This window comes from Pontibacter chinhatensis (assembly GCF_900113285.1).
In the GTDB taxonomy this organism is placed as follows: Bacteria; Bacteroidota; Bacteroidia; order Cytophagales; family Hymenobacteraceae; genus Pontibacter; species Pontibacter chinhatensis.
Window position 1 is genome coordinate 71,331 of sequence record NZ_FOOT01000001.1, and the last position, 21,160, is coordinate 92,490.

The 21,160-nt window shown below is 50.1% G+C and carries 18 protein-coding genes and 3 tRNA genes; 8 read left to right on the plus strand and 13 right to left on the minus strand.

The window, feature by feature from the left end:
* Positions 1–126 precede the first annotated feature (126 nt).
* The 3 genes from BM040_RS00285 to BM040_RS00295 form a co-directional block, all read right to left on the minus strand.
* A tRNA-Asp gene (locus tag BM040_RS00285) sits at positions 127–200 on the minus strand.
* A gap of 61 nt (positions 201–261) precedes the next feature.
* Positions 262–335 (minus strand) — tRNA-Asp (locus BM040_RS00290).
* A 61-nt stretch (positions 336–396) separates the two neighbouring features.
* Positions 397–470: transfer RNA gene (locus BM040_RS00295), tRNA-Asp, on the minus strand.
* 224 nt (positions 471–694) lie between these two features.
* On the opposite strand from BM040_RS00295, the gene BM040_RS00300 reads away from it, so the two are divergent.
* From BM040_RS00300 to BM040_RS00320, 5 genes are all read left to right on the plus strand, one after another.
* Positions 695–1,645 (plus strand): acetyl-CoA carboxylase carboxyltransferase subunit alpha, encoded by a 951-nt coding sequence (locus BM040_RS00300; protein WP_092097899.1) that lies wholly within the window; start codon positions 695–697, stop codon positions 1,643–1,645.
* 123 nt (positions 1,646–1,768) lie between these two features.
* Positions 1,769–2,611, plus strand: a complete 843-nt coding sequence (locus BM040_RS00305; RefSeq protein WP_092097900.1) for an MBL fold metallo-hydrolase — start codon at positions 1,769–1,771, stop codon at positions 2,609–2,611.
* A 1-nt stretch (position 2,612) separates the two neighbouring features.
* Positions 2,613–3,377 (plus strand): patatin-like phospholipase family protein, encoded by a 765-nt coding sequence (locus BM040_RS00310; protein ID WP_092097901.1) that lies wholly within the window; start codon positions 2,613–2,615, stop codon positions 3,375–3,377.
* Between the two features lie 90 nt (positions 3,378–3,467).
* Positions 3,468–4,100, plus strand: a complete 633-nt coding sequence (locus BM040_RS00315) for a hypothetical protein (protein WP_139217732.1) — start codon at positions 3,468–3,470, stop codon at positions 4,098–4,100.
* Between the two features lie 97 nt (positions 4,101–4,197).
* Entirely contained in the window at positions 4,198–4,749 is a 552-nt protein-coding gene (locus tag BM040_RS00320; RefSeq protein ID WP_092097904.1) for a 1-acyl-sn-glycerol-3-phosphate acyltransferase, read from the plus strand.
* 92 nt (positions 4,750–4,841) lie between these two features.
* Here BM040_RS00320 and smc read toward each other — a convergent pair whose 3' ends face one another.
* Positions 4,842–8,378 (minus strand): chromosome segregation protein SMC, encoded by a 3,537-nt coding sequence (gene smc / locus BM040_RS00325; RefSeq protein ID WP_092097906.1) that lies wholly within the window; start codon positions 8,376–8,378, stop codon positions 4,842–4,844.
* Positions 8,379–8,522: 144 nt separating this feature from the next.
* Here smc and BM040_RS00330 point away from each other — a divergent pair, with 144 nt between their 5' ends.
* A complete protein-coding gene (locus BM040_RS00330) occupies positions 8,523–9,050 on the plus strand; it encodes a hypothetical protein (protein ID WP_092097907.1) in 528 nt (175 codons plus the stop codon).
* Positions 9,051–9,263: 213 nt separating this feature from the next.
* On the opposite strand, the gene BM040_RS00335 is transcribed toward BM040_RS00330, so the two are convergent.
* From BM040_RS00335 to pckA, 3 genes are all read right to left on the minus strand, one after another.
* Positions 9,264–9,926 carry a DUF4159 domain-containing protein gene (locus BM040_RS00335; RefSeq protein WP_092097909.1) on the minus strand — a complete coding sequence of 221 codons (663 nt, stop codon included), beginning with the start codon at positions 9,924–9,926 and terminating at the stop codon, positions 9,264–9,266.
* A 23-nt stretch (positions 9,927–9,949) separates the two neighbouring features.
* Positions 9,950–10,666 carry a 16S rRNA (uracil(1498)-N(3))-methyltransferase gene (locus tag BM040_RS00340; RefSeq protein WP_092097910.1) on the minus strand — a complete coding sequence of 239 codons (717 nt, stop codon included), beginning with the start codon at positions 10,664–10,666 and terminating at the stop codon, positions 9,950–9,952.
* Between the two features lie 280 nt (positions 10,667–10,946).
* Positions 10,947–12,560 (minus strand): phosphoenolpyruvate carboxykinase (ATP), encoded by a 1,614-nt coding sequence (gene pckA / locus BM040_RS00345; protein ID WP_092097912.1) that lies wholly within the window; start codon positions 12,558–12,560, stop codon positions 10,947–10,949.
* A gap of 224 nt (positions 12,561–12,784) precedes the next feature.
* On the opposite strand from pckA, the gene BM040_RS00350 reads away from it, so the two are divergent.
* Both BM040_RS00350 and BM040_RS00355 read left to right on the plus strand, forming a co-directional pair.
* A complete protein-coding gene (locus BM040_RS00350; RefSeq protein WP_092097913.1) occupies positions 12,785–14,359 on the plus strand; it encodes a peptide MFS transporter in 1,575 nt (524 codons plus the stop codon).
* Between the two features lie 196 nt (positions 14,360–14,555).
* The gene (locus BM040_RS00355) at positions 14,556–15,152 is read left to right on the plus strand and encodes a hypothetical protein (protein WP_092097915.1); all 597 of its coding nucleotides are present in this window, start codon (positions 14,556–14,558) and stop codon (positions 15,150–15,152) included.
* Positions 15,153–15,240: 88 nt separating this feature from the next.
* On the opposite strand, the gene groL is transcribed toward BM040_RS00355, so the two are convergent.
* The 6 genes from groL to BM040_RS00385 all read right to left on the minus strand — a co-directional run bounded on the left by groL (position 15,241) and on the right by BM040_RS00385 (position 21,072).
* A complete protein-coding gene (groL, locus tag BM040_RS00360; protein ID WP_092097916.1) occupies positions 15,241–16,875 on the minus strand; it encodes a chaperonin GroEL in 1,635 nt (544 codons plus the stop codon).
* 39 nt (positions 16,876–16,914) lie between these two features.
* Complete coding sequence (groES, locus tag BM040_RS00365) at positions 16,915–17,205, minus strand: co-chaperone GroES (protein ID WP_092097918.1); 291 nt, start codon at positions 17,203–17,205, stop codon at positions 16,915–16,917.
* 261 nt (positions 17,206–17,466) lie between these two features.
* Complete coding sequence (gene secG / locus BM040_RS00370) at positions 17,467–17,847, minus strand: preprotein translocase subunit SecG (protein WP_092097919.1); 381 nt, start codon at positions 17,845–17,847, stop codon at positions 17,467–17,469.
* A gap of 1 nt (position 17,848) precedes the next feature.
* Complete coding sequence (locus BM040_RS00375; RefSeq protein ID WP_092097921.1) at positions 17,849–19,252, minus strand: hypothetical protein; 1,404 nt, start codon at positions 19,250–19,252, stop codon at positions 17,849–17,851.
* A 28-nt stretch (positions 19,253–19,280) separates the two neighbouring features.
* Positions 19,281–19,811, minus strand: a complete 531-nt coding sequence (lptE, locus tag BM040_RS00380; RefSeq protein WP_092097923.1) for an LPS assembly lipoprotein LptE — start codon at positions 19,809–19,811, stop codon at positions 19,281–19,283.
* Complete coding sequence (locus BM040_RS00385; RefSeq protein WP_092097925.1) at positions 19,795–21,072, minus strand: sigma-54 interaction domain-containing protein; 1,278 nt, start codon at positions 21,070–21,072, stop codon at positions 19,795–19,797. Before BM040_RS00385 ends, lptE begins: the two co-directional genes overlap by 17 nt.
* Positions 21,073–21,160 lie beyond the last annotated feature (88 nt).

Genomic DNA, 21,160 nt, shown 5'->3' on the forward strand with positions numbered 1-21,160 from the left:
CAAAGTATAACGTATACTTTTAAAGTATAAAAAAGCCGGTTGCAAACAGCAGCTGGCTTTTTTTATGGCAGAAGTATAGGCACAAAAAAAGAGCTTATACTTTAAGTATAAGCTCTTTTAAAGGAGCGGTCTGGACGGGACTCGAACCCGCGACCTCCGCCGTGACAGGGCGGCATTCTAACCAACTGAACTACCAGACCAATGTTTTTATGATGCAGTGCCTTTTGCTGCTGCTTTGCGTCTACCGCAGTTATTAAGCTGCGGTCTGGACGGGACTCGAACCCGCGACCTCCGCCGTGACAGGGCGGCATTCTAACCAACTGAACTACCAGACCAATGTTTTTATGATGCAGTGCCTTTTGCTGCTGCTTTGCGTCTACCGCAGTTATTAAGCTGCGGTCTGGACGGGACTCGAACCCGCGACCTCCGCCGTGACAGGGCGGCATTCTAACCAACTGAACTACCAGACCTAATGTTTTTCCTTAACTGTGACTGTTAAAGTGATGCAAAGGTATGTTCTCGGATTCAATTGTGCAAATGCTTAGCATCATTTTGGAGCTATATTTTGAACCATTTTAGCGAACAGCTTCATTTACAGCCCAATTATTTTAAAGGGCAAGTATAAATTTACGGTTCTACTGCGTTCATTGGCAGAAAATCTTAAATTTGTAACGCTAAACACAGCTACGAAACTATGCTTTTAGATTTTGAACAGCCTATAGCTGCACTGGAGGGCAAACTGCAGGAGATGAAAAAACTGGCCGAGGAGAGTCAGGTAGATGTTTCCGAGGCGGTTAAGGCGCTCGAAGAGAAAATCAAGACACTTAAGAAAGAGACTTACGCTAACCTTACACGCTGGCAGCGTGTTCAGCTTTCCCGTCATCCCGACAGACCCTATACGTTAGACTACATTCACGGCATCACCGAGAAGTTTGTTGAGCTGCACGGCGACCGCACTGTAAGCGACGACAAGGCCATGGTTGGTGGTTTTGGCGAGCTGGATGGCCGTAGCGTGATGTTCATCGGTCAGCAGAAGGGCCGCAACACCAAGCAGCGCCAGATGCGCAACTTTGGTATGGCTAACCCAGAGGGGTACCGAAAGGCACTGCGCCTGATGAAAATGGCTGAGAAGTTTAACAAGCCTATCGTTACCTTCATCGACACACCGGGCGCATTTCCAGGGCTGGAGGCAGAGGAGCGCGGACAGGGTGAGGCAATTGCCCGAAATCTGAAGGAGATGTTCATGCTGAAAGTTCCTGTTATCTGCGTCATTATTGGCGAGGGAGCCTCAGGCGGTGCGCTTGGCATTGCTATTGGCGATCGTGTGATGATGCTGGAGAATACCTGGTACTCGGTTATTTCTCCGGAATCCTGCTCGTCTATACTTTGGCGCAGCTGGAACTACAAAGAGCAGGCAGCTGAGGCGCTTAAGCTAACGGCTTCAGACATGCTCAAGCACAAGCTTATTGATGGCATCATCAAAGAGCCGCTCGGGGGCGCACACCTGGACCCGAACAAGATGATGACAACCCTTAAAAAGGAAGTTATCAGATTACTGGACGAGCTCGGAACCATGGACCCGGAGGAACGTATCATGGAGCGTATCGAGAAGTTCTCTAACATGGGCGTTGTGCTGGAGGCATAAATTCAGCATAAATACCTACACTTATAAGGATGAATTAGAGGCGGGAGCACCAGTGCTACGCTCTAATTCATTTTTATTTATAGCCTGTCAGAAGTATAAACCCTAACCCAACCACACAGCAAAATGAAACTACACGTTATCGACACAGGATTTTTTAAACTGGATGGCGGTGCTATGTTCGGCGTAGTACCCAAAACGCTTTGGCAAAGGACCAATCCCGCTGATGAGAACAACCTGTGCACGTGGGCCATGCGCTGTTTATTGATTGAGGACGGTGACAGGCTGATACTGATTGACAATGGGATAGGGGATAAGCAGGACGCGAAGTTCTTTAGCCATTATTACCTGCATGGGGATGACACGCTTCTGGGTTCTCTTAAGGCAGCTGGCTTCTCCCCGGAGGACGTGACGGACATGTTCCTGACGCACCTGCACTTCGACCATTGCGGAGGCGGGGTAAAGTATAAAAACAGTAACGGGGGGCTTGAGCTCGTCTTTCCCAATGCTACTTATTGGTCTAACGCTGACCACTGGAAATGGGCGACAGAACCGAACCCAAGGGAGAAAGCTTCCTTCCTGAGAGAAAACATATATCCCATGCAGGAGAGCGGCCAGCTGAAATTTATTGACCCTGCGGCGCCTTCTCCTTTCCCGCAGTTCGATATCTTCTTTGCCGACGGCCACACCGATAAAATGATGGTGCCTATACTTAAGTATAAGGGCCGGAAACTGGCGTATATGGCTGATTTGCTCCCATCGGTTGGCCACATTCCGCTGCCTTATGTGATGGGTTATGACACCAGACCGCTGCTTACCTTGGATGAGAAAGCACGTTTCCTGAACCAGGCAGCAGACGAGGAGATGGTGCTGTTTTTGGAGCATGATGCGGTAAACGAGTGCTGCTCTGTGCAACACACCGAGAAAGGCGTGCGCGTGAGAGAGACATTTAGTCTTTCAGAAGTATAACATGCGGGTGGGGCTTGCGTTATCTGGGGGCGGGGCAAGAGGTATCGCGCACCTGGGTGTTTTAAAGGCGCTGGATGAGCAGGGGGTGAAGGTCAGTATGATTTCTGGTGTCAGCTCTGGGGCAATTGCAGGCGTGCTGTATGCCTACGGGTATGCTCCTGACGAAATCCTGAAGCTGATCAAAGAGCTTAGCGTTTTCCATGTGATGCGGCCGGTGTTCGGGAAGCGGGGCTTGCTGCACCTGGAAGAGGTGGAGAAGCTTTTCAACAAGTACCTGGGCCCGCAGCTGCGATTCGAAGACCTGAAAATTCCGGTGGTGGTGAGCGCAACAGAAATGAATGAGGGCGTAACAGCCTATTTTTCTTCCGGGAATGTAATCAAACCTTTGCTGGCTTCTTCTGCCGTGCCCATACTTTATCAGCCCGTTTTGTTTGAGGGCAAGACCTTGAATGATGGGGGACTGCTCAACAACCTGCCTATCGAGCCGCTGCATAATAACTGCGACGTGAAGATTGCCGTACACGTGAACCCTGTAAACCACCAGGCGCAGATTACCTCGCTAACTGGCATGATAGAGCGCACCGTCATGCTGGCCATCAACAACAACGTGAAACTCCGGTTGAATAAATGCGATTTGTTTCTGGAGCCGAAGGAGCTGAAATCTTACCGTTTAACGAGTTTCCGCAAAGCAGACGAGATATTTGATGTGGGCTACCGGTACGCTATGCACATGGAGCGGTACATCAGGCAGCATGTCAACAAATAGCTGCAACATTTTAATAAATAAATATTAAATATTGTATATTTTTTTGTCTTTATAACGTAGAATTGTGCTGAAGGAATGGGCAAAATAAACATGAAATCACTAAGGCTTATACTTTTATTGATAATGTTTCCGGCGGTTGTAATGGCGCAGGAGAACAAGAGCTTTATGTGGAAGGCGAAAGTAAAGCATGGCTCTATACTGATAGGAGGCAACATGGATGCCTCGATTCAGAAGACCACGCGGGAACTCAACCTACCCCTGGGGCCGGAAGAGGGAACGAATATACTAGCCAACCTCAACTTTAAGGGCGGGTATTTCCCTTTACACGACTTTGCCATAGGGGTAGACATTGGGCTGAGCCACGACAGCTACATTGTATCAGTGGAAGGGGCCAAGCAGAGTTTCAGGCAGACGTACCTGCTGGCAGGGCCCTTTACGCGCTATTACCTGGATAATGGCGTGTTTGGGGAGCTCAACTTGAAAGGCGGCCTGTTGTCGCTATCCTCAGGGGGTAGTAAAACAAACATTGCCCAAGGGGCACTAGGTGTTGGGTATGCCCTGTTTGTAAATGAGAAAATATCCGTGGAGCCGATGCTATCTTTCCGGTATACCCGCGAGTGGAGAGGCGACAACGCAAACACATCCTTCGGACCGGTGCTGGGAGTAGGGGTACAGGCATACCTGTGGCGCAAAACTTCGCATACTATTAAAGAGTCGTTGTAAAAAAGCGCAGAAGTGCGTATCTATACATTCTATTTAACCTATAAAGTAGGCTGGTTTTTACCTAGCCTACTTTTTTACTTTACACCCTTAACAATTCATGGTCGGAAAGTTTATTTCGAAGCTGATTTTTAAAGTAGCGGGATGGAGATTAGAAGGCAATCTTACTCCTGAGAACCGACGCTGTGTGATGGTAGCGGCCCCACATACTAGCAATTGGGACTTTATCTATGCCCGCGCCGCCTTTTACCTGATGGGAGCACCTATCAAGTATACCATTAAGAAGGAGTTCATGAAGTTTCCCTTTGGGCCGCTACTGAAGGCGATGGGCGCCATACCGATTGACAGGGCCAGGAACACACGCATGGTAGACGCCATGATTAAAATGTTCGAGGAGAACCCGGGGGACATCTGTGTAATGGTGACGCCGGAGGGAACCCGAAAATACCAGCCGCGTTGGCGCAGGGGTTTTTATTATGTTGCCCAAGGCGCTAATGTGCCTATTGTGCTCGGATATCTCGATTATGCCAAAAAGGAGGCTGGCATCGGGCCCACCATTATTCCTACGGGTGACATAGAGGCTGACATGGAGAAAATCCTGGCTTTCTATCGCACCAAGACGGGTAAGTTTCCGGAGCAGGGGGTAAGGTAAGCCTTACGAAGCTCAATTTATACTTTTGCATTTAACAAGGAGAGCCGCTATACGTTAGCGGCTCTTCTTGTTTTTATACTTGTGTTCTGGTGCTAGGCAATCTGGCGCAAATCCACAGGGATTACCCTGGAGATGCCTGCTTCAATCATGGTGATGCCGTACATCACGTCGGTTGAGGACATGGTGCGCTTGTTGTGCGTTACCACGATGAACTGCGACTCGTTCGAGAACTTGCGGATGATGTTGTTAAACTTGTCGATGTTGGCGTCGTCCAGCGGCGCGTCCACCTCATCGAAGATACAAAACGGCGCTGGCTTGAGTAGGTAGATGGCAAACAGCAGCGAGATGGCTGTTAGCGTTTTCTCCCCGCCCGACAGCTGGTTGATCGTGAGCGGACGCTTGCCTTTTGGCTGGGCCATGATCTCTATCTTTGCCTCCAGCGGATTTTTCGGGTCGGAGATAACCAGGTCGCAGTTGTCTTCCTCGGTGAAGAGGCTGCGGAACACGTGCTTGAAGTTATCCTTAATCTGGTTGAACGAGTCCATGAACTTCTCCTTAGCCACCGTGTCAATCTCGTTGATAGTGTCAATCAGCGCGTTTTTGGCGTTAACCAGATCATTGCGCTGCTCGGTGATGAATTTTTCACGCTCCTCAATCTCGGCGTAGGCTTCGGCAGCCATGGCGTTTACCGGCCCCATCTTGTCAAGCTGCGATCTGACGCTGGCAATGTGCTGGCTCAGTTCGTCGTTCGATAACGGGATCAGCAGGTCTTCCTCCGGCAGTGGGCTCGCGAAATCCTCGTCTGAAATGTTAAACTCGGCAGCCAGGCGCTCTTTAATCGCCACCAGCTTCAGTTGGGTGTCGTTTTTGGCCTGTTGCATGCGCATCAGCAGTTCATCAGAGTTCTGGCGCTTGCGCTGCATCTCGCGTATACTTTTCTCTTTCTCGTCCAGGTCGCCGCGCAGGGAGAAGTATTCCTTCTCTATCTCCTCCAACTCCTCGGCATAGGCCTGGCGGGCTTCGTTCATACTTTCCACCACCTGCTGGTTTTCAAGTATAAATCCCTCTGCCTCTGATATTTCCTGTTCCGATTTAACCAGTTCCTGCTTCAGCCCTTCAATACGCTCCAGGTTTGTCTCCACCGACTTCTGCTTGTAGCTGATTTCCTGCTGCAAACTGGCAAAACGGTTCTTGAGCTGGTGGAACTGGATGTTTTCCTGGTTATAGCGGCCCGAGATAACGGCAATCTGTTCCTGCTGGCGCTCCAGGTTGGCAGCATGCACGGCAATTTCCTCCTCCAGGCGCTGCAGATCCCGCTGGTCCGCCTCGGCCTGCGGCGATACTTCCATACTTTGCTCGCGCAGTTCCAGCAGGCGCTCTTGCAGCTCATCACGCTTCTGATCAAAATTGCGGATGTTCTGCTGGTGTTGCTCGTGCCGGATGCGCACCGTAAGCAAATCCTGCTGCAACTTACTAACTTCTTTTTCCAGCGCTTTTATAGTTTCCCGCTCCGACTCATTTCGGTAGTTCTGCAGGATCTGGTGCTGCGTGTTGATGCGGCCCTGCAATACCTCTACCTGCTCTTGTAGCTCAGCGACCTCTTCGGCCAGTTTCTCCAGGTTTTGCTTACGGCCCAGACGGTTTCCATCGAATACACCCACTGAACCGCCTGTCAGACTTAATGGCTTACGGATAGCACTGCCGTCTTTGAGGATGATGGTTTTATACTCGTGTCCATAAAGCTCCTCCTCCGCGTCGTCGGTGATGTAGACGTTGCGGAGCATATACTTGAGCAGGGTGCTATACTTTTTGTCTGCCGAAACCAGTTCGTAGGCGGCTTGCAGGTTGCCCTCGCTGAAGGTGGCCGTCGGCTCCAGATCTTCAATTTCCGAAAATATAATAAAGTTGGCGCGACCCTTATTTTCGGTCTTCAAAAGGGCAACTGCGTCCACCGCGTCCTGCAGTTCATCCACTACGAAGTAGTTCATGTACTGCTCCAGGTAACTTTCAATAAGGCCTTTATACTCAGGCTTACAGACAAGTATATCGGATAGGAGCGGGGCAGGTTTGCTCCAGCTGTCGGCCTTGCTCAGGAACTTAATCGCTTCCGGGAATCCCTCCATGTTCTCCACCAGCGACTTGGTCAGGTTATACTGGTTTTGCTTGGAGTCTAGGGTACGGTTTTGCTCTACGAGCTCGCCTTTTAGCTCTTCAATGTTAGCCTCGGTGGTTTCTATACTTTGCTGCAGCGTTTCCTCTTTGGCCTGCAGGCGCACCAGCTCAGAAGTGCGCTCCTCCAGGACCTGTTGGGCTTCCTGCAACTGCTCCTGCAGCACGCGACCATCCTCGTCGGCGGTTAGTTGCTGCTGTTGCAAGCGTTCGAGCTCCTGGTTGATGTTCTGTATCTGTACCTGGCTAATCTCAAGCGATTTGCTCAGTTGGTATACTTCGTTCTGCTTGGCTTTCTGCTGCTGCACCAGTTCCTGGTAAACTTCCTGCATACTTGCTTTCTGCTCGTTGGCCTCCTGCAGCTGCTCTTTCATGGCAGCTACCTGCTCTTCCGCCTCGGCAAAGTTGTCTTGTACGGCCGCCAGTTCGTCGCGCAGCTCCAGTATACTTTCCTGGGTGTGCTCTACGTTAGCCGTGTCCTGGCTGATTTGCTGGCGCAGCTGCTGCATGCGCTCCTTCAGGTAAGTGCTACGCTCTGACCTGAGTTTGATGTCGTTTTCGAGCTGGCGCAGCTTGGCCGTCTGCACCTGCATGGTACGCTGCATCTCGGCCAGCCTTTCCTGCGTCTCGTTCAGCTCCTCCTTCTGTCCGGCGATAGCCTCTTCGGCCTCTGTTACGACGGCGATATAGTTCTCCTTCAGCGAGGCTTCCTGCTGCACATCCTGCTCCAGTCGCTCCAGCGTTTGCTGGTACTGGGCAATGTTGCGGCGGGCAAACTCCAGGCTGTGCTTCTTGTAGTCGTCCTTCAGGTTAAAATACTTAACGGCCTGCTTTGCCTGTCGTTCCAGCGTCTTCATGTTCTTGTCGATTTCGTGCAGCAGGTCCTCCACGCGTTCCAGGTCAGCATCAGTCTCCTCAAGTTTCTTCAGCGTTTGCTTTTTGCGCACCCGGAACTTGGAAATACCGGCAGCCTCTTCAAACAGCAGGCGGCGAGAGTTTTCCTTGTCGTTCAGGATCTCGTCCACCATTTTCAGCTCGATGATGGCGTAGCTGTCGGAACCGATACCCGTATCAAGGAAAAGCTCGTTGATGTCTTTCAGGCGGCAGGTTACTCCGTTCAGCATATACTCACTCTCGCCGGTGCGGTAGTATTTACGCGTCACTGTTACCTGCGAGTACTCTGTCGGAAGGATGCCTTTGTTGTTGTCGAAAGTGATAGACACCTCGGCCATCTGCACGGGCTTGCGGGTTTTGGAGCCGTTAAAAATTACGTTCTCCATCTTATCGGAGCGGAGGTTACGTGTTCTCTGCTCACCCAGCACCCAGCGTATGGCATCCACAATGTTGGACTTGCCACAGCCATTGGGCCCCACAATGCCGGTAATCCCGTTGTCGAAGTTGATGACGACGCGGTCGCCAAAACTCTTGAACCCTTTGATTTCTAATCTTGAAACTTGCATTCGCGTATTGCGGAAACTCTATGATCTTATCTTCAAAAATAAGACGAATTTTCAATAGAACATCTCTTGCAAAGGTATAATTAATGGTTATATGGGGTAGAGGCACCCATTTATTTTGCTATATTTGGATAAGAACCGGTGACTATGGAAGATCTTCAGATAATCATTTATATACTGGCAGCCGTGGCCTACTTTATCATCACGCAGTGGCGCAAGGCGTTTAGTGGCGGGGATGAGGACGTGGACGTGGAACCCAGAAGGCCGCGACCGCAGCAGCAACCGCCCAAGCCCGTAACCTCGTTTGAGGACATCCTCCGGGAGTTACAACCTAAGTTAGACCAGGCAAACCGGCAGGGGCAGGAGGTAGTGCAGCAGACAAAAGAGCGCACACGAGAGATTGTACAGACTGCGCCTGCTATGGTGCCGGCCGAAGCCCCAGCCAGAAAGTATAAAAACTATGATGAGGTAGCTCCTAAAGCGTTATCCTGGGAGAAGCGTGCAGAAGCGATTGAAGCAGCCAAACAATCGAAGTTGCGCGAGCAGAAAAGTATAAGGGAAGCAGAGCCTGCCCGTGTTACACGGACCAACCGTTACAAAGAGATGCTGCGAAACCCCGCCTCGGCGCGTGATGCCGTTATACTTTCAGAGATCTTCAACAGAAGGTATAGTTAGTTAAGTATGAATTCTGAAGGAGTGATTTTACCCTGCACGGGTGGTTAATTTCTCTCTTTGCAGCAGGATATGCAGTGCCTTAAAATTTATACTTTCAGGTACATGTGCTGACATCCGATGGTTTTCATCTTACTAAAGTCTAACTGCGTGACTTATTATGCTTTAACCTATTTTAGTTATACTTAGTCTCAGGCTACTCTCAACATTCCTAACCTACTCCTGCGTTAGCGCGAAGGTAAGTATGTTGGCCCCCATGCGTAAAGCCTGCTGCCGGATTGGCTCCGGGTCATTGTGTACTTCCTGGTCTTCCCAGCCGTTGCCAAGGTCGGTCTCATACGTGTAGAAGCACACCAGGCGCCCCTCGTAAATAATGCCAAAGCCCTGTGGAGGCTTGTTGTCATGCTCGTGCACTTTTGGCAACCCTCTGGGGAAGTTATACTTTTGCTTGTAGATGGGGTGTTCAAAGGGAAGTTCTACCAACTCCAGTTCCGGGAACACTTTCTTCATCTCCTTGCGGATGTACTTATCAAGGCCATAGTTATCGTCAATGTGCAGGAAGCCACCGCCGATAAGGTAATTTCGCAGGTTGCGTGCCTCCGCCTCCGAGAAAACGACGTTGCCGTGCCCGGTCATGTGCACGAAAGGGTAGGAGAACAGCTCCGGGCTTCCTACTTCCACCACATCTTCCTGTGCAGCAATGTTCATGTTTAAATTCTGGTTGCAGTAGCGGATCAGGTTAGGGAGCGAGGTTTTGTTGGCATACCAGTCGCCGCCGCCGTTATACTTGAGCTTGGCAATCTTAAAGCCGTAGTTTTGTGCAAAGGCTGGCGAAAGGGCTGTTGCAAGTATAAAAAACAGGAGCAGGAAGCTTTTCATAGGCGGATGTACTGGTTCATACTTTATAACGGTGCGTAAATATCATGTAGTACGCTCAGGGTATGGCAAGCTACCAGGGCGGCCGTCTCCGTGCGCAGCCTGCTCTGGCCAAGGGTTACGGGCTTTATACCCACCGCATAGGCTGCCTTAATTTCCTCTGTCGAGAAGTCTCCCTCTGGGCCGATCATGATGCAGTGCGGCAATCCGTGCTTGTAGTAATCCTTTATACTTTTGGTAGCATCATCCTCCAGATGAGCAATAAAAGTGTTCTCAGGTACAGCTTTCTGAATGAAACGATCAAAGGGAGTCAGGTCATTCAGCAGCGGTAGGTAGCCTTTCTTTGATTGCTTCATCGCGCTCACGGCAATCTTCTCAAGCCGGTCAAGGCGTAGGCTGCGGCGCTCGGAGTGCTCACAAAGCAGAAACGTTATCTCACTAATTCCAATCTCTACTGCTTTCTCCACAAACCACTCCATGCGGTCCAGGTTTTTGGTAGGGGCCACCGCTATGTGAGACACGTACGGCAGCTTGCCATACTCCATTTGCTTGTCAATGATCTGGAGTTGGCAGCGTTTCTGGTGTGCATCCTGTATGATAGCCGTATACATCCCACCAAAGCCGTCTATTAAGTACACCGTATCGCCATGGTTCAGCCGCAGCACCCGCGTGCAATGCTTTGACTCTTCCTCGCTTAAAGTATAGATTTCGCCTTGGATGTCAGGTGTGTAGAACAGGTGCACGGTTTTATATTGTAGCGGTAGATGATTATTATTGTACTTACTATACAAATATATGCTTCCTCGGGATAAAAAGTTTTCTTTTGAAGGCTTTATACTGTAATCCCGGCTCTTCCACACACCTCAACTGACTGTATAGGATTTAATAAAAACCATCTTTTCAGAGTATTCTACAGTGAAAATGGAGCGATTTCCAGATGGAGTAATCCTGTGGCTCTCTTTAAATCAAGAGGCCCCTCTGCAGGAAGCAGAGAGGCCTCTTTAAAGTAAAATATTTACCCGCTTAAGCAGTTACTTCCACGTTCGGAGCGCCTGCCAGTATCTCATCACTGGCAAAATCAGCGAATTTCTGGAAATTCTTCACGAATTTAGAAGCAAGGTCGGTTGCCTTGGCATCGTACTCTTCCTTGTTTGCCCAGGTGTTGCGCGGGTTGAGCACTTCCTCCGGAACATTAGGGCAGGAAACAGGCATTTCAACGCCAAATACAGGATGCTTCGTGTATTCTACCTGGTTGAGTTCTCCGTTCAGGGCTGCCGTGATCATGGCGCGGGTGTAGCCCAGCTTCATACGGCTTCCTACTCCGTAAGGTCCGCCCGTCCAACCGGTGTTGACCAGCCACACGTTCACATTGTTCTCTTCCATTTTCTTGCCCAGCATTTCGGCATACTTGGTAGGGTGCAGTGGCAGGAAAGCTGCTCCAAAGCAGGCGGAGAAGGTTGTTTGCGGCTCCGTAATACCCACTTCGGTACCGGCAACTTTTGCAGTATAGCCCGAAATGAAGTGGTACATGGCCTGACTCGCGTTCAGTTTGGAGATAGGAGGCAGCACCCCGAAAGCATCCGCAGTCAGGAAGAAGATATTTTTTGGAATATCAGCTCTCGAAGGCTCAATCGCATTATCGATGAAGTTGATAGGGTAGGCCGTGCGCGTATTCTCTGTAACAGTTTTGTTCGTGTAATCAACGGTACGGGTGCCTGGGAAGAAGCGGGTATTCTCCACAATAGACCCGAATCGGATAGCGTCCCAGATCTGCGGCTCTTTCTCGCGGGTCAGGTCGATAACCTTGGCATAGCAGCCACCTTCAAAGTTAAACACGCTGTCTTCTGTCCAGCCGTGCTCGTCGTCGCCGATAAGGCCACGGTTCGGATCTGCCGAGAGCGTCGTCTTACCAGTACCGGAAAGCCCGAAGAAAATGGCTGTGTCGCCATCTGCGCCAATGTTTGCGGAGCAGTGCATCGAAAGGGTGTTTTTCTCGTGAGGAAGGATGTAGTTAAGCACTCCGAAAATGCCTTTCTTCATTTCGCCGGCGTAGCCCGTGCCTCCCAGCAGGATCATATTTTTAGTAAAGTTGATGATCGCAAAGTTGCTTTGGCGGGTGCCGTCTTCAGCCGGGTCAGCCTCAAACTCTGGGGCACAGATGATGGTGAAATCCGGAGAATGGTTTTCAAGCTCTTCTTGCGACAAACGCAGGAACATGTTGTTGCAGAAGAGGTTGTGCCAGGCCTGGGTATTCACGATACGCAGGTTGAGGCGGTAGTCCGGGTGAGCACCGGCATAGGCATCGCGAACATACAGCTTCTTGTCCTTCAGGAAGTCCACCATCTTGGCATGAAGCTTATCAAACTTCTCCGGGTCGAATGGTATGTTGATGTCCCCCCACCAAACAGAGTCCTCTGTTTTGGCGTCTTTTACGATAAAGCGGTCTTTGGGCGAGCGGCCGGTAAACTTACCGGTATCGCACATTAACGCGCCATTGTCAGTAAGCACACCTTCGCCATTTTTGATGGCCTCCTCCACCAACTCAGCAGGGGTTAGGTTCCAGAGCACTTCCCTGGCCTCCTTAATGCCGATATTCTCGAGACCTACTGTGTTAGTTTTATCTCCAGATTGTTTCATTGAAAATTATGGGTTTGATTAAAATGATAGGTTTTTCGCAACTATTACACAAAAATATAAAAAATAGTATATCCAAAAACTAGATATGATTTTAATATAATACGATATACCCGGCGGTTTATAAAACGTAAAATATTTGGCTGTTTGACCCTAACCTGATATATTTACCTTCTTTGTAAGCGGGCTTATACTTACATAAACTAACAATCAACTAATCTAAATCTATGTCTTTAACAGAACACACTGCTACCGATGTGATTACGGAGCACAGTGCCCCGATTGGTGCAGATCCGACAGGACCCGAAATGTTCGGTCACCCAAAGGGGCTTTTTTACCTCTTTTTCGCAGAACTCTGGGAGCGCTTCAGCTTTTATGGCATGCGCGCGCTGCTGGTTCTCTATATGGTAAACGAGTTGCTTTATAGCGACAATGTAGCTATCGGTATTTACGCAGCTTACGGAGCCTTAGTTTATGCCACTCCTGTTCTGGGAGGCATGATTGCTGATAAACTGCTGGGCTATCGTAAGGCCATTATGCTGGGTGCTGTTCTGATGGCGCTTGGTCACTTTGCCCTGGCTATCGAACATCCTATCTTCTTCTACGGCGCGCTAGCGCTTATTATCGTTGGTAACGGCTTTTTTAAACCAAATATTTCTACCCTTGTAGGCTCCCTTTACAAGCAGGGCGACAAGAGAAGAGACGCCGGTTTTACCATCTTCTACATGGGTATTAACATAGGAGCCATGCTGGCGCCGCTTATCTGTGGTTACCTGGGCCACGAGTATGGCTGGCATTACGGTTTCGGCGCTGCCGGTATTGGTATGTTAATCGGACTGATCATGTTCTGGAACGGCACCAGAAGCGGTGTGTTTGGTCAGAACGGTTTGCCACCTAGCCAGGAAGTGCTTAATGAAAAAGTGGCTGGGGTAACAAGAGGTGCATGGGTTTCCATACTCTCAGTTGTGTCGCTGCCAATCTTCGCCATTCTCCTGTTTAACGGAACAATGGATATCCCTGGTCTGGGTCAGGTGTCGCTTGATGGTAGTTTGATAGACATTATTATGTACTACATCCTGCTGCCAGTTATAGCCATTGTGCTCTTCTATAACCTGGTTAAGGTGGATAAGGTAGAGCGGGAAAGGCTAATTGTGGTAATCCTGCTGACGTTCTTCATTACCGTGTTCTGGTCGTTCTTCGAGCAGGCCGGCTCCTCTCTCACGCTTTTCGCTGAGCGTAACGTTAACCTGACGTTCCTGAACGCGGCACAAACGAACTCCATCAACCCGTTCTTCATCGTGCTTTTTGCGCTTCCGTTTTCGGCCATGTGGCTGTTTTTCTCTAAGATGCGCATGAACCCGTTCACGCCTGTGAAGTTTGCCTTAGGTATAGCGCAGCTGGGTTTGGGTTTCATGATTTTTGCCTGGAGCGCCAATTATGCTGATGCCGATGGTAGAGTGTCTATTTGGTTCCTGATTCTAGGTTACATGTTTATCACAACAGGTGAGCTTTTCGTTTCCCCTGTAGGCCTTTCAAAAGTAACGGAGCTTTCTCCAGTTAAGATTGTATCATTCATCATGGGTATCTGGTTCCTGTCTTCTTCATTTGCCCACCACATTGCGGGCATTATCGCCAAGCTTACTTCTGTAAGCGGCAGCGGAGATGGAGAAGTAGGAGGCATGGATTCGCTGTTAGTGTATACTAGCGTGTTTGAGCAGATTGGCTATGTGGCCTTCGGATTTGCCTTACTGGCACTCCTGCTCACCCCGATCATGAGAAAGTGGATGCACGGCATTCATTAATCCATACTTTATCTCCTAACTTGGAAATAGTAGTGAGATGAATAATTTTGATTTATACTTTTTCAAGGCCCCTGATGTATTTCGTCAGGGGCTTTTTTTATCATTTATTTTATACTTAGTGGGGCAGCGTAGAACCATTAAGACACTGTTTGGTGTTTTGCCGAGGTAACAACTTTTAATTTCTATACTTTTAGCCATGTTATTTACTGTAAAGCCTCTTGGGGCTCTGCTGTCGTTGCTGTTTATACTTTGCCTAGCTGGTTGCACAACCGAAAAAGCAGTTAGCCCAAAAATTGAGGAAAAGCCTGCCGTTGTACATACCATCAAAAAAGGGTCGCATTACTCGGATAAGAACGCGGTGAAGCAGGTAAACGCAACTGCGCTCCGCTTCGAAGTAACATTTGACAGCTCGGCCGTTTATACTTCCGCAAAGCCTAACAACCAAGCCGACATCAACAAGCTTTATGGGTTCTCAGACTGCAGCACCAGCCACCAGGTGAACAGTGCGCGCTTTGGCTGGCGATGGCACAACAACAGGCTGGAAGTGCTGGCCTATACTTACCTGAACAAGAAGTGGGATTATAAACTGCTGGGTGCAGTGCCGCTGGGACAGCCGGTTCCGCTGGAGCTGCGTGTGGAAGAGGACAAGTATGTTTTTGTGATGTATGGGCAACAGGTAGCGATGCCACGCGCCTGCACCGGTACAGCAGAGGGTTATCAGCTTTACCCATACTTTGGCGGCGACGAAACAGCCCCGCATGATATCACCATCAGTATTAAGGAGCTGCAATAGCCGCTTTTATACTTTCAAAGTATGGTAAAAAGCAAAAGGCCTAAGCGATGAGCTTAGGCCTTTTTTATACTTAAAGCGCGGGGGCTGATTACATCATGCCGCCCATGCCACCCATGCCACCTGGCATAGCTGGAGCAGCACCTTCCTCAGCAGGCTCTTCAGAAACTACACACTCGGTAGTAAGCAGAAGACCAGCGATAGAGGCTGCGTTCTCCAAGGCAAGACGCGTAACTTTAGTTGGGTCGATGATACCGGCCGCGAACATGTTCTCATACTTGTCGGTGCGGGCGTTGTAACCGTAGTCACCTTTACCCTCGCGTACAGCCTGAACAACTACAGAACCTTCGCCACCAGCGTTAGCCACGATAGTTCTCAGAGGAGCCTCAATAGCCGTTCTGATGATCTGAATACCTGTTTTCTGGTCAGCGTTCTCAACTTCCAGGCTCTCCAGGGCATCAATAGCGCGGATTAGGGCAACGCCACCGCCAGCTACGATACCTTCCTCAACAGCAGCACGTGTTGCATGCAGGGCATCGTCTACGCGGTCTTTCTTCTCCTTCATCTCTACCTCAGTAGAAGCACCGATGTACAGGATAGCTACACCACCGGAAAGCTTGGCAAGGCGCTCCTGCAGTTTCTCTCTGTCGTAGTCAGATGTAGTTGTCTCCATCTGGGCTTTGATCTGGTTGATGCGAGCCGTGATATCGTCTTTTGTACCGGCACCGTTCACGATGGTGGTGTTGTCTTTGTCGATGATCACTTTCTCTGCTTGGCCCAGGTAATCCAGGGTAGCGTTCTCTAGCTTGTAGCCGCGCTCCTCAGAGATTACAGTACCGCCAGTCAGGATAGCAATGTCCTCCAGCATGGCTTTTCTTCTGTCGCCGAAGCCAGGGGCTTTCACGGCAGCGATTTTCAGGGAACCGCGCAGTTTGTTAACCACCAGTGTGGCAAGCGCCTCGCCGTCTACATCCTCCGCAACAATTACCAGGCCTTTGCCAGTCTGAACTACTTGCTCCAGTACAGGAAGCAGCTCCTTCATGGTAGACACTTTCTTGTCGTAGATCAGGATGAACGGGTTGTCGAAGTCAGCTTCCATTTTCTCCGCATTCGTCACGAAGTATGGAGACAGGTAACCGCGGTCAAACTGCATACCTTCCACAGTTTTAACCTCAGTTTCAGTTCCTTTGGCCTCTTCAACGGTAATTACCCCGTCTTTACCAACTTTGTCCATCGCATCAGCGATCATTTTACCGATCTCAGCGTCGTTGTTGGCAGAGATAGTACCCACCTGAGAGATCTCAGAAGAGTTCTCGATTTTCTTTGACTGTGAACGCAGGTTCTCTACTACAGCCTCAACAGCCTTGTCGATACCACGCTTCAGGTCCATTGGGTTGGCACCTGCAGCCACGTTCTTAATACCGGCAGTGTAAATTGCCTGCGCCAGTACGGTAGCGGTAGTAGTACCGTCACCAGCCTGATCAGCTGTTTTAGAGGCAACCTCTTTCACCAGCTGCGCGCCCATGTTCTCGATAGCGTCTTTCAGCTCGATTTCCTTTGCAACAGAAACACCGTCCTTGGTGATGGTAGGGGCACCGAATTTCTTGTCGATGATAACGTTTCTGCCTTTAGGGCCCAGGGTTACTTTAACAGCGTTAGCCAGTTTATCTACACCAGACTTAATTTTGGTGCGTGCATCGGCATCGAATGTGATGTTTTTAGCCATATCTTTATTTTTTATGGATTAGGTTTAAGTTTGGGTTGATTAGAGAACAGCCAGGATGTCAGACTCGCGCATGATCAGGTAATCATTGCCATCGATGGATATCTCCGTACCGGCATACTTGCCGTACAACACGGTATCGCCAACGTTAACCTGTGGCTTCATCAGGGCACCTTGCTCTGATACTTTGCCTTCACCAACGGCTACCACCTCTCCACGCTGAGGTTTCTCTTTAGCAGTGTCAGGAATAATGATACCAGACTTAGTCTTTTCTTCTGCTGCAGCAGGAGCCACAATCACTCTGTCTGCTAATGGTTTGATGTTGATCGACATAGTTTTTGGTTATTTAGTTATGTTATGTTGTTATGAATCTACAATAACTACCGGTGTATTATCATTTCCTGTGCCAATGCAGCAAAGCTGCCATTTTAAGCCAATTTTTCAGTCTCTAACGCCCGTTTCCCTGTCAGGTTTGTCATTTTCTGCCACTACCAGGAACTTTTTTGTAATTCTGTCAGACTGCGGCAGGAGGGGAGCAAATAAAAAAGCCGGCTCTTGGCAGAACCGGCTTTTCACCCTATGGGCTATATGTCTTTACTCGGCAGCGGTGTCAATCATCGTTGGGATTTCACCGGCACCTGGTATGGCAGCAGTCGTGTCAGTGGCAGCACCTGGCAGCGCTCCCGGGGCAGCCGGTAACTGGGACTGGCGGGCACGCTCCTCGTTAACGCTTCTTACGGCTCCACTTCCAGAGCTACCCAGCATATGCGTAGCTAAAGTAAGTACCACAAGGCCGATTGCAAAGCCCCATGTCAGTTTCTCGAGCAGGTCGCCGGTGCGTTTTACGCCCATTAGCTGGCTGGTGCTACCGCCAAACTGGCTTGAGAGGCCGCCTCCCTTAGGGTTCTGAGCAAGTACAACCAATACAAGCAGCACGCAGATAAAGATAATGATACTAATAAGGGCGATATACATGTTAGCTTATGTTTTGTAATTTTTCGATCTGTTCGGCAAAGTAACTCTTTTTTTCCGGATATTTCAAAATGAGTTGCTCATATATTTTGATGGCTTTCTTCGCCTTTCCCTGCTTTACAAAGATGTTGGCAAGGCTCTCGGAGGCGATTCCCCGCTTTATTTTGGTGCTTTTCAGCGACAAGTCTTCCTGGGGCTCGGGCTTTAGCTTAATGTTATTAAGCGTTTTAAGGCGCGGGCTGATTTTCAGGAACTGGTCAATGATGTCCTGCTGCTCGTGCAGGGCAGGCGTGCGGTCGTCTTCCACCTTTAAGAGACCATGCACCTTGCTGTACTCAAGTATAAGCTCTGGGTGGAAAGCAGCAGGCCGCTCGCGCACAAACTCATTTTCTTCTTTCAACACCAGCACCTCGCCCGTCCGGCTCGACGACATCCAGTATCCCAGCACATCCTGCTGGTACATCATGTCTATCTCATCGAAGGCATACTTTACCTCAGCTTCTTCAGGCTCCGGGCTTATTGCCTCCGGCTCCGCATGGGGCAGGGTAGGAACAGCCTCCTCTTCGGCGTCTTCTATACTATAATAAGTGCTTGCTGCTGCAGCGGCCTCTTTTGCGATGATGCTAGCCAGGTCATCAGCAGGTTGGGGTACCGGTGTGTCCTCTTCCTGCTGCGGCTCAATAACCTCTTGCTGAATTGTCTGCTGCGGCAGCTCGGCTACTGGCAAGTTCGGTGCTGGGTCTACATCGGGCTTTTGGGCCAGCAGGTCGGTGAAGGAGGGGCTCAGGCTCTTTATGGTAAGCAGCAGGGCAAGCTCGGAGTCAAGCTTTTCCATAGGCTGCTCCAGAATGGCCTTGTCAGCCGGGAAGGAGCTTTTTATACTTTCCTCTTCGGTCTCCTCCAGAACTATGGCATCTTCAACTTCCTCTTCCTTATTTATACTTGCCAGTGGTGCCTCAGCTATACTTTCAGTAGTTGCTACTTCTGCCTGCACAGGATCAACTTCTTCCGGTTCAGCAAGCGACTCCGAAAGTATAACTTCTTCTACAATAGCGATGTTATGTTCTTCAGGTTCATCTGCTACTGCAGGTGCAGTAGGTGCTTCGGGAAGTTCCTCGACTTGTGCTATGTACTGATCTTCCACTGCGGCCTCATCAAACTGCGGCTCGGCTACCGGTGAAGTATAAATGATGCGCTTGAGCAGTTGGCGGTTAGTGGCATAGGCAGAGGCCCTGCGCAGGCGCTGCGTGGAGAGCATGCTTCCCTTGTCGTAGGCTGACTTGGCCAGCAGCAGGTGCGCCGTCTGGCAGTAGGGGAAGGTAGCCGCCACCTTCTCCAGTTCTTCCGTCTGTTGGTCGGAGATGCTGGAGGCCTGCTTGATCAGTTGTAAAAATGCCGATTTATTCATACTTGCTTAGGTTCCGGAAAAAACGGCATTACCAATCTGCCACGGTTTTGTTGAAAACATCTACCACCAACTGCTCCGTCAGCTGTTCTATCTGCGCCGTCGAAAGCTGGGTGACGTCCACGTTCTGCGGGAAGTCCTGCGAAATGGTAAATGTTCTCTCAAAATCCTTCTCTGGCTGCTTCACGTTGGCATATCTTATCTGAATGCCCAGCGTTAAGCGGTTAAGAGAGGCAATGTCTTGCTGCCCGTCGCGCTGAATGGCGGCCGGAGAGTAGGTAAAGCTAACAATCTGACCAGCTAATTGCAAGTCTCCCTCGCTCTGCACAATCGTTAAGTTGGTGTTGCGGCGGAAATAATCCTTCATGTTGTCGGTCACTACCTGCGTCAGGTTAGAAGGCCCTTCTCCGGTACTGTTCTCAATGTTCTGAATGGACATTGTCCTGATATCCGGAGAGAGGTTGGTGCCGGTAAAAGAATAGATGCCGCAGCCACTGCTACTTATAAACAGCAGCAACAGCAATATCTGGCCTAAAAAGCGGGAATTAATCTTCGATGTCATACTGCTTTAATTTGCGGTAAAGGGTGCGCTCCGATATGCCCAGGTCCTGGGCGGCATACTTGCGCTTGTTATTGTGCTTTTTCAGCGCCTTTAAAATCAGCTCGCGCTCCTTGTCTTCCAAAGAAAGGCTTTCTTCCTCGGTTTCGTGCGGAATATCCTCCACCTTTTCCTCCTCATACTCCCGCGTCGGGCTTTGCTTGATGGGCAGGTACAGCGGCTCGCTTTGCACAGGCTCGGGTTTGTAGGAACGCCCGTTAAACTGCGGCTGCTCCATGTTCTCAAACAAGTGACTGTGCTCGCGCAGCAGGTCTTCATCGTTTGGCTGATGGGCCAGCATGTTAAAAACAAGCTTCTTAAGTTCAGATACATCGCGGCGCATGTCGAAGAGCACCTTGTAGAGCAGATCACGCTCGGAGAAAGCCCCCTCGCCAGAACCCTCTTTCTGCTGGATCACGGCCAGCGAGGAGCTGGTCTCCTTGGGCAGGTAGCGGCGCAGGGTATCGGCATTTACCAAGCGTTCAAACTCCAGCACCGAAATCTGCTCGACAATATTCTTCAGCTGGCGGATGTTGCCGGGCCAGCGGTAGGCCTGCAGTTCCTGCACCGCCTCCGGGGTGAGCTGGATGGGCTGCATTTTATACTTCTCAGAGAAGTCGGCGGCAAACTTGCGGAAGAGCAGATGTATGTCGTCCCCGCGGTCGCGGAGGGAGGGCACCGTAATCGGCACCGTGTTCAGTCGGTAGTACAGGTCTTCGCGGAACTCGCCCTTCTCCACCGCCTTCAGCAGGTTCACGTTCGTGGCTGCCACCACGCGCACATCGGTTTTCTGTACTTTGGAGGATCCAACTTTAATGAATTCGCCGTTTTCCAGCACGCGCAGCAGGCGCGACTGCGTGCCCAGCGGCATTTCCCCGATCTCGTCGAGGAAAATAGTGCCGCCGTCAGTCACCTCGAAATAACCCTTGCGGGTATCGTGCGCACCGGTAAAAGAGCCCTTTTCGTGACCGAACAATTCGGAGTCGATGGTACCCTCAGGGATGGCGCCGCAGTTGATGGCAATAAACTGGCCATGCTTGCGTGGGCTCAACTGGTGGATAATCTTGGAGAAGGACTCCTTGCCGCTGCCGCTCTCGCCGGTGATAAGCACCGTCATATCGGTAGGGGCAACCTGCGCGGCCACCTGGATGGCATAATTCAGCAGGGGCGAGTTGCCGATGATGCCGAATCGTTGTTTTATACTTTGAATATCGATATTGCGCATGTTTTAGATTTGAAGATTAGACTTTTTGGAAATTTGAAGATGAGGTGTTGTGAAGACTTTTATTTTTAAATCCTCACATTTCCAAATC

Excerpts from the sequence above, each read along its gene's own strand:
- BM040_RS00300 (WP_092097899.1), top strand. The coding sequence starts at position 695 with ATGCTTTTAGATTTTGAACAGCCTATAGCTGCACTGGAGGGCAAACTG.
- BM040_RS00305 (WP_092097900.1), top strand. The coding sequence starts at position 1,769 with ATGAAACTACACGTTATCGACACAGGATTTTTTAAACTGGATGGCGGT.
- BM040_RS00310 (WP_092097901.1), top strand. The coding sequence starts at position 2,613 with ATGCGGGTGGGGCTTGCGTTATCTGGGGGCGGGGCAAGAGGTATCGCG.
- BM040_RS00315 (WP_139217732.1), top strand. The coding sequence starts at position 3,468 with ATGAAATCACTAAGGCTTATACTTTTATTGATAATGTTTCCGGCGGTT.
- BM040_RS00320 (WP_092097904.1), top strand. The coding sequence starts at position 4,198 with ATGGTCGGAAAGTTTATTTCGAAGCTGATTTTTAAAGTAGCGGGATGG.
- smc (WP_092097906.1), bottom strand. The coding sequence starts at position 8,378 with ATGCAAGTTTCAAGATTAGAAATCAAAGGGTTCAAGAGTTTTGGCGAC.
- BM040_RS00330 (WP_092097907.1), top strand. The coding sequence starts at position 8,523 with ATGGAAGATCTTCAGATAATCATTTATATACTGGCAGCCGTGGCCTAC.
- BM040_RS00335 (WP_092097909.1), bottom strand. The coding sequence starts at position 9,926 with ATGAAAAGCTTCCTGCTCCTGTTTTTTATACTTGCAACAGCCCTTTCG.
- pckA (WP_092097912.1), bottom strand. The coding sequence starts at position 12,560 with ATGAAACAATCTGGAGATAAAACTAACACAGTAGGTCTCGAGAATATC.
- BM040_RS00350 (WP_092097913.1), top strand. The coding sequence starts at position 12,785 with ATGTCTTTAACAGAACACACTGCTACCGATGTGATTACGGAGCACAGT.
- BM040_RS00355 (WP_092097915.1), top strand. The coding sequence starts at position 14,556 with ATGTTATTTACTGTAAAGCCTCTTGGGGCTCTGCTGTCGTTGCTGTTT.
- groL (WP_092097916.1), bottom strand. The coding sequence starts at position 16,875 with ATGGCTAAAAACATCACATTCGATGCCGATGCACGCACCAAAATTAAG.
- groES (WP_092097918.1), bottom strand. The coding sequence starts at position 17,205 with ATGTCGATCAACATCAAACCATTAGCAGACAGAGTGATTGTGGCTCCT.
- secG (WP_092097919.1), bottom strand. The coding sequence starts at position 17,847 with ATGTATATCGCCCTTATTAGTATCATTATCTTTATCTGCGTGCTGCTT.
- BM040_RS00375 (WP_092097921.1), bottom strand. The coding sequence starts at position 19,252 with ATGAATAAATCGGCATTTTTACAACTGATCAAGCAGGCCTCCAGCATC.
- lptE (WP_092097923.1), bottom strand. The coding sequence starts at position 19,811 with ATGACATCGAAGATTAATTCCCGCTTTTTAGGCCAGATATTGCTGTTG.
- BM040_RS00385 (WP_092097925.1), bottom strand. The coding sequence starts at position 21,072 with ATGCGCAATATCGATATTCAAAGTATAAAACAACGATTCGGCATCATC.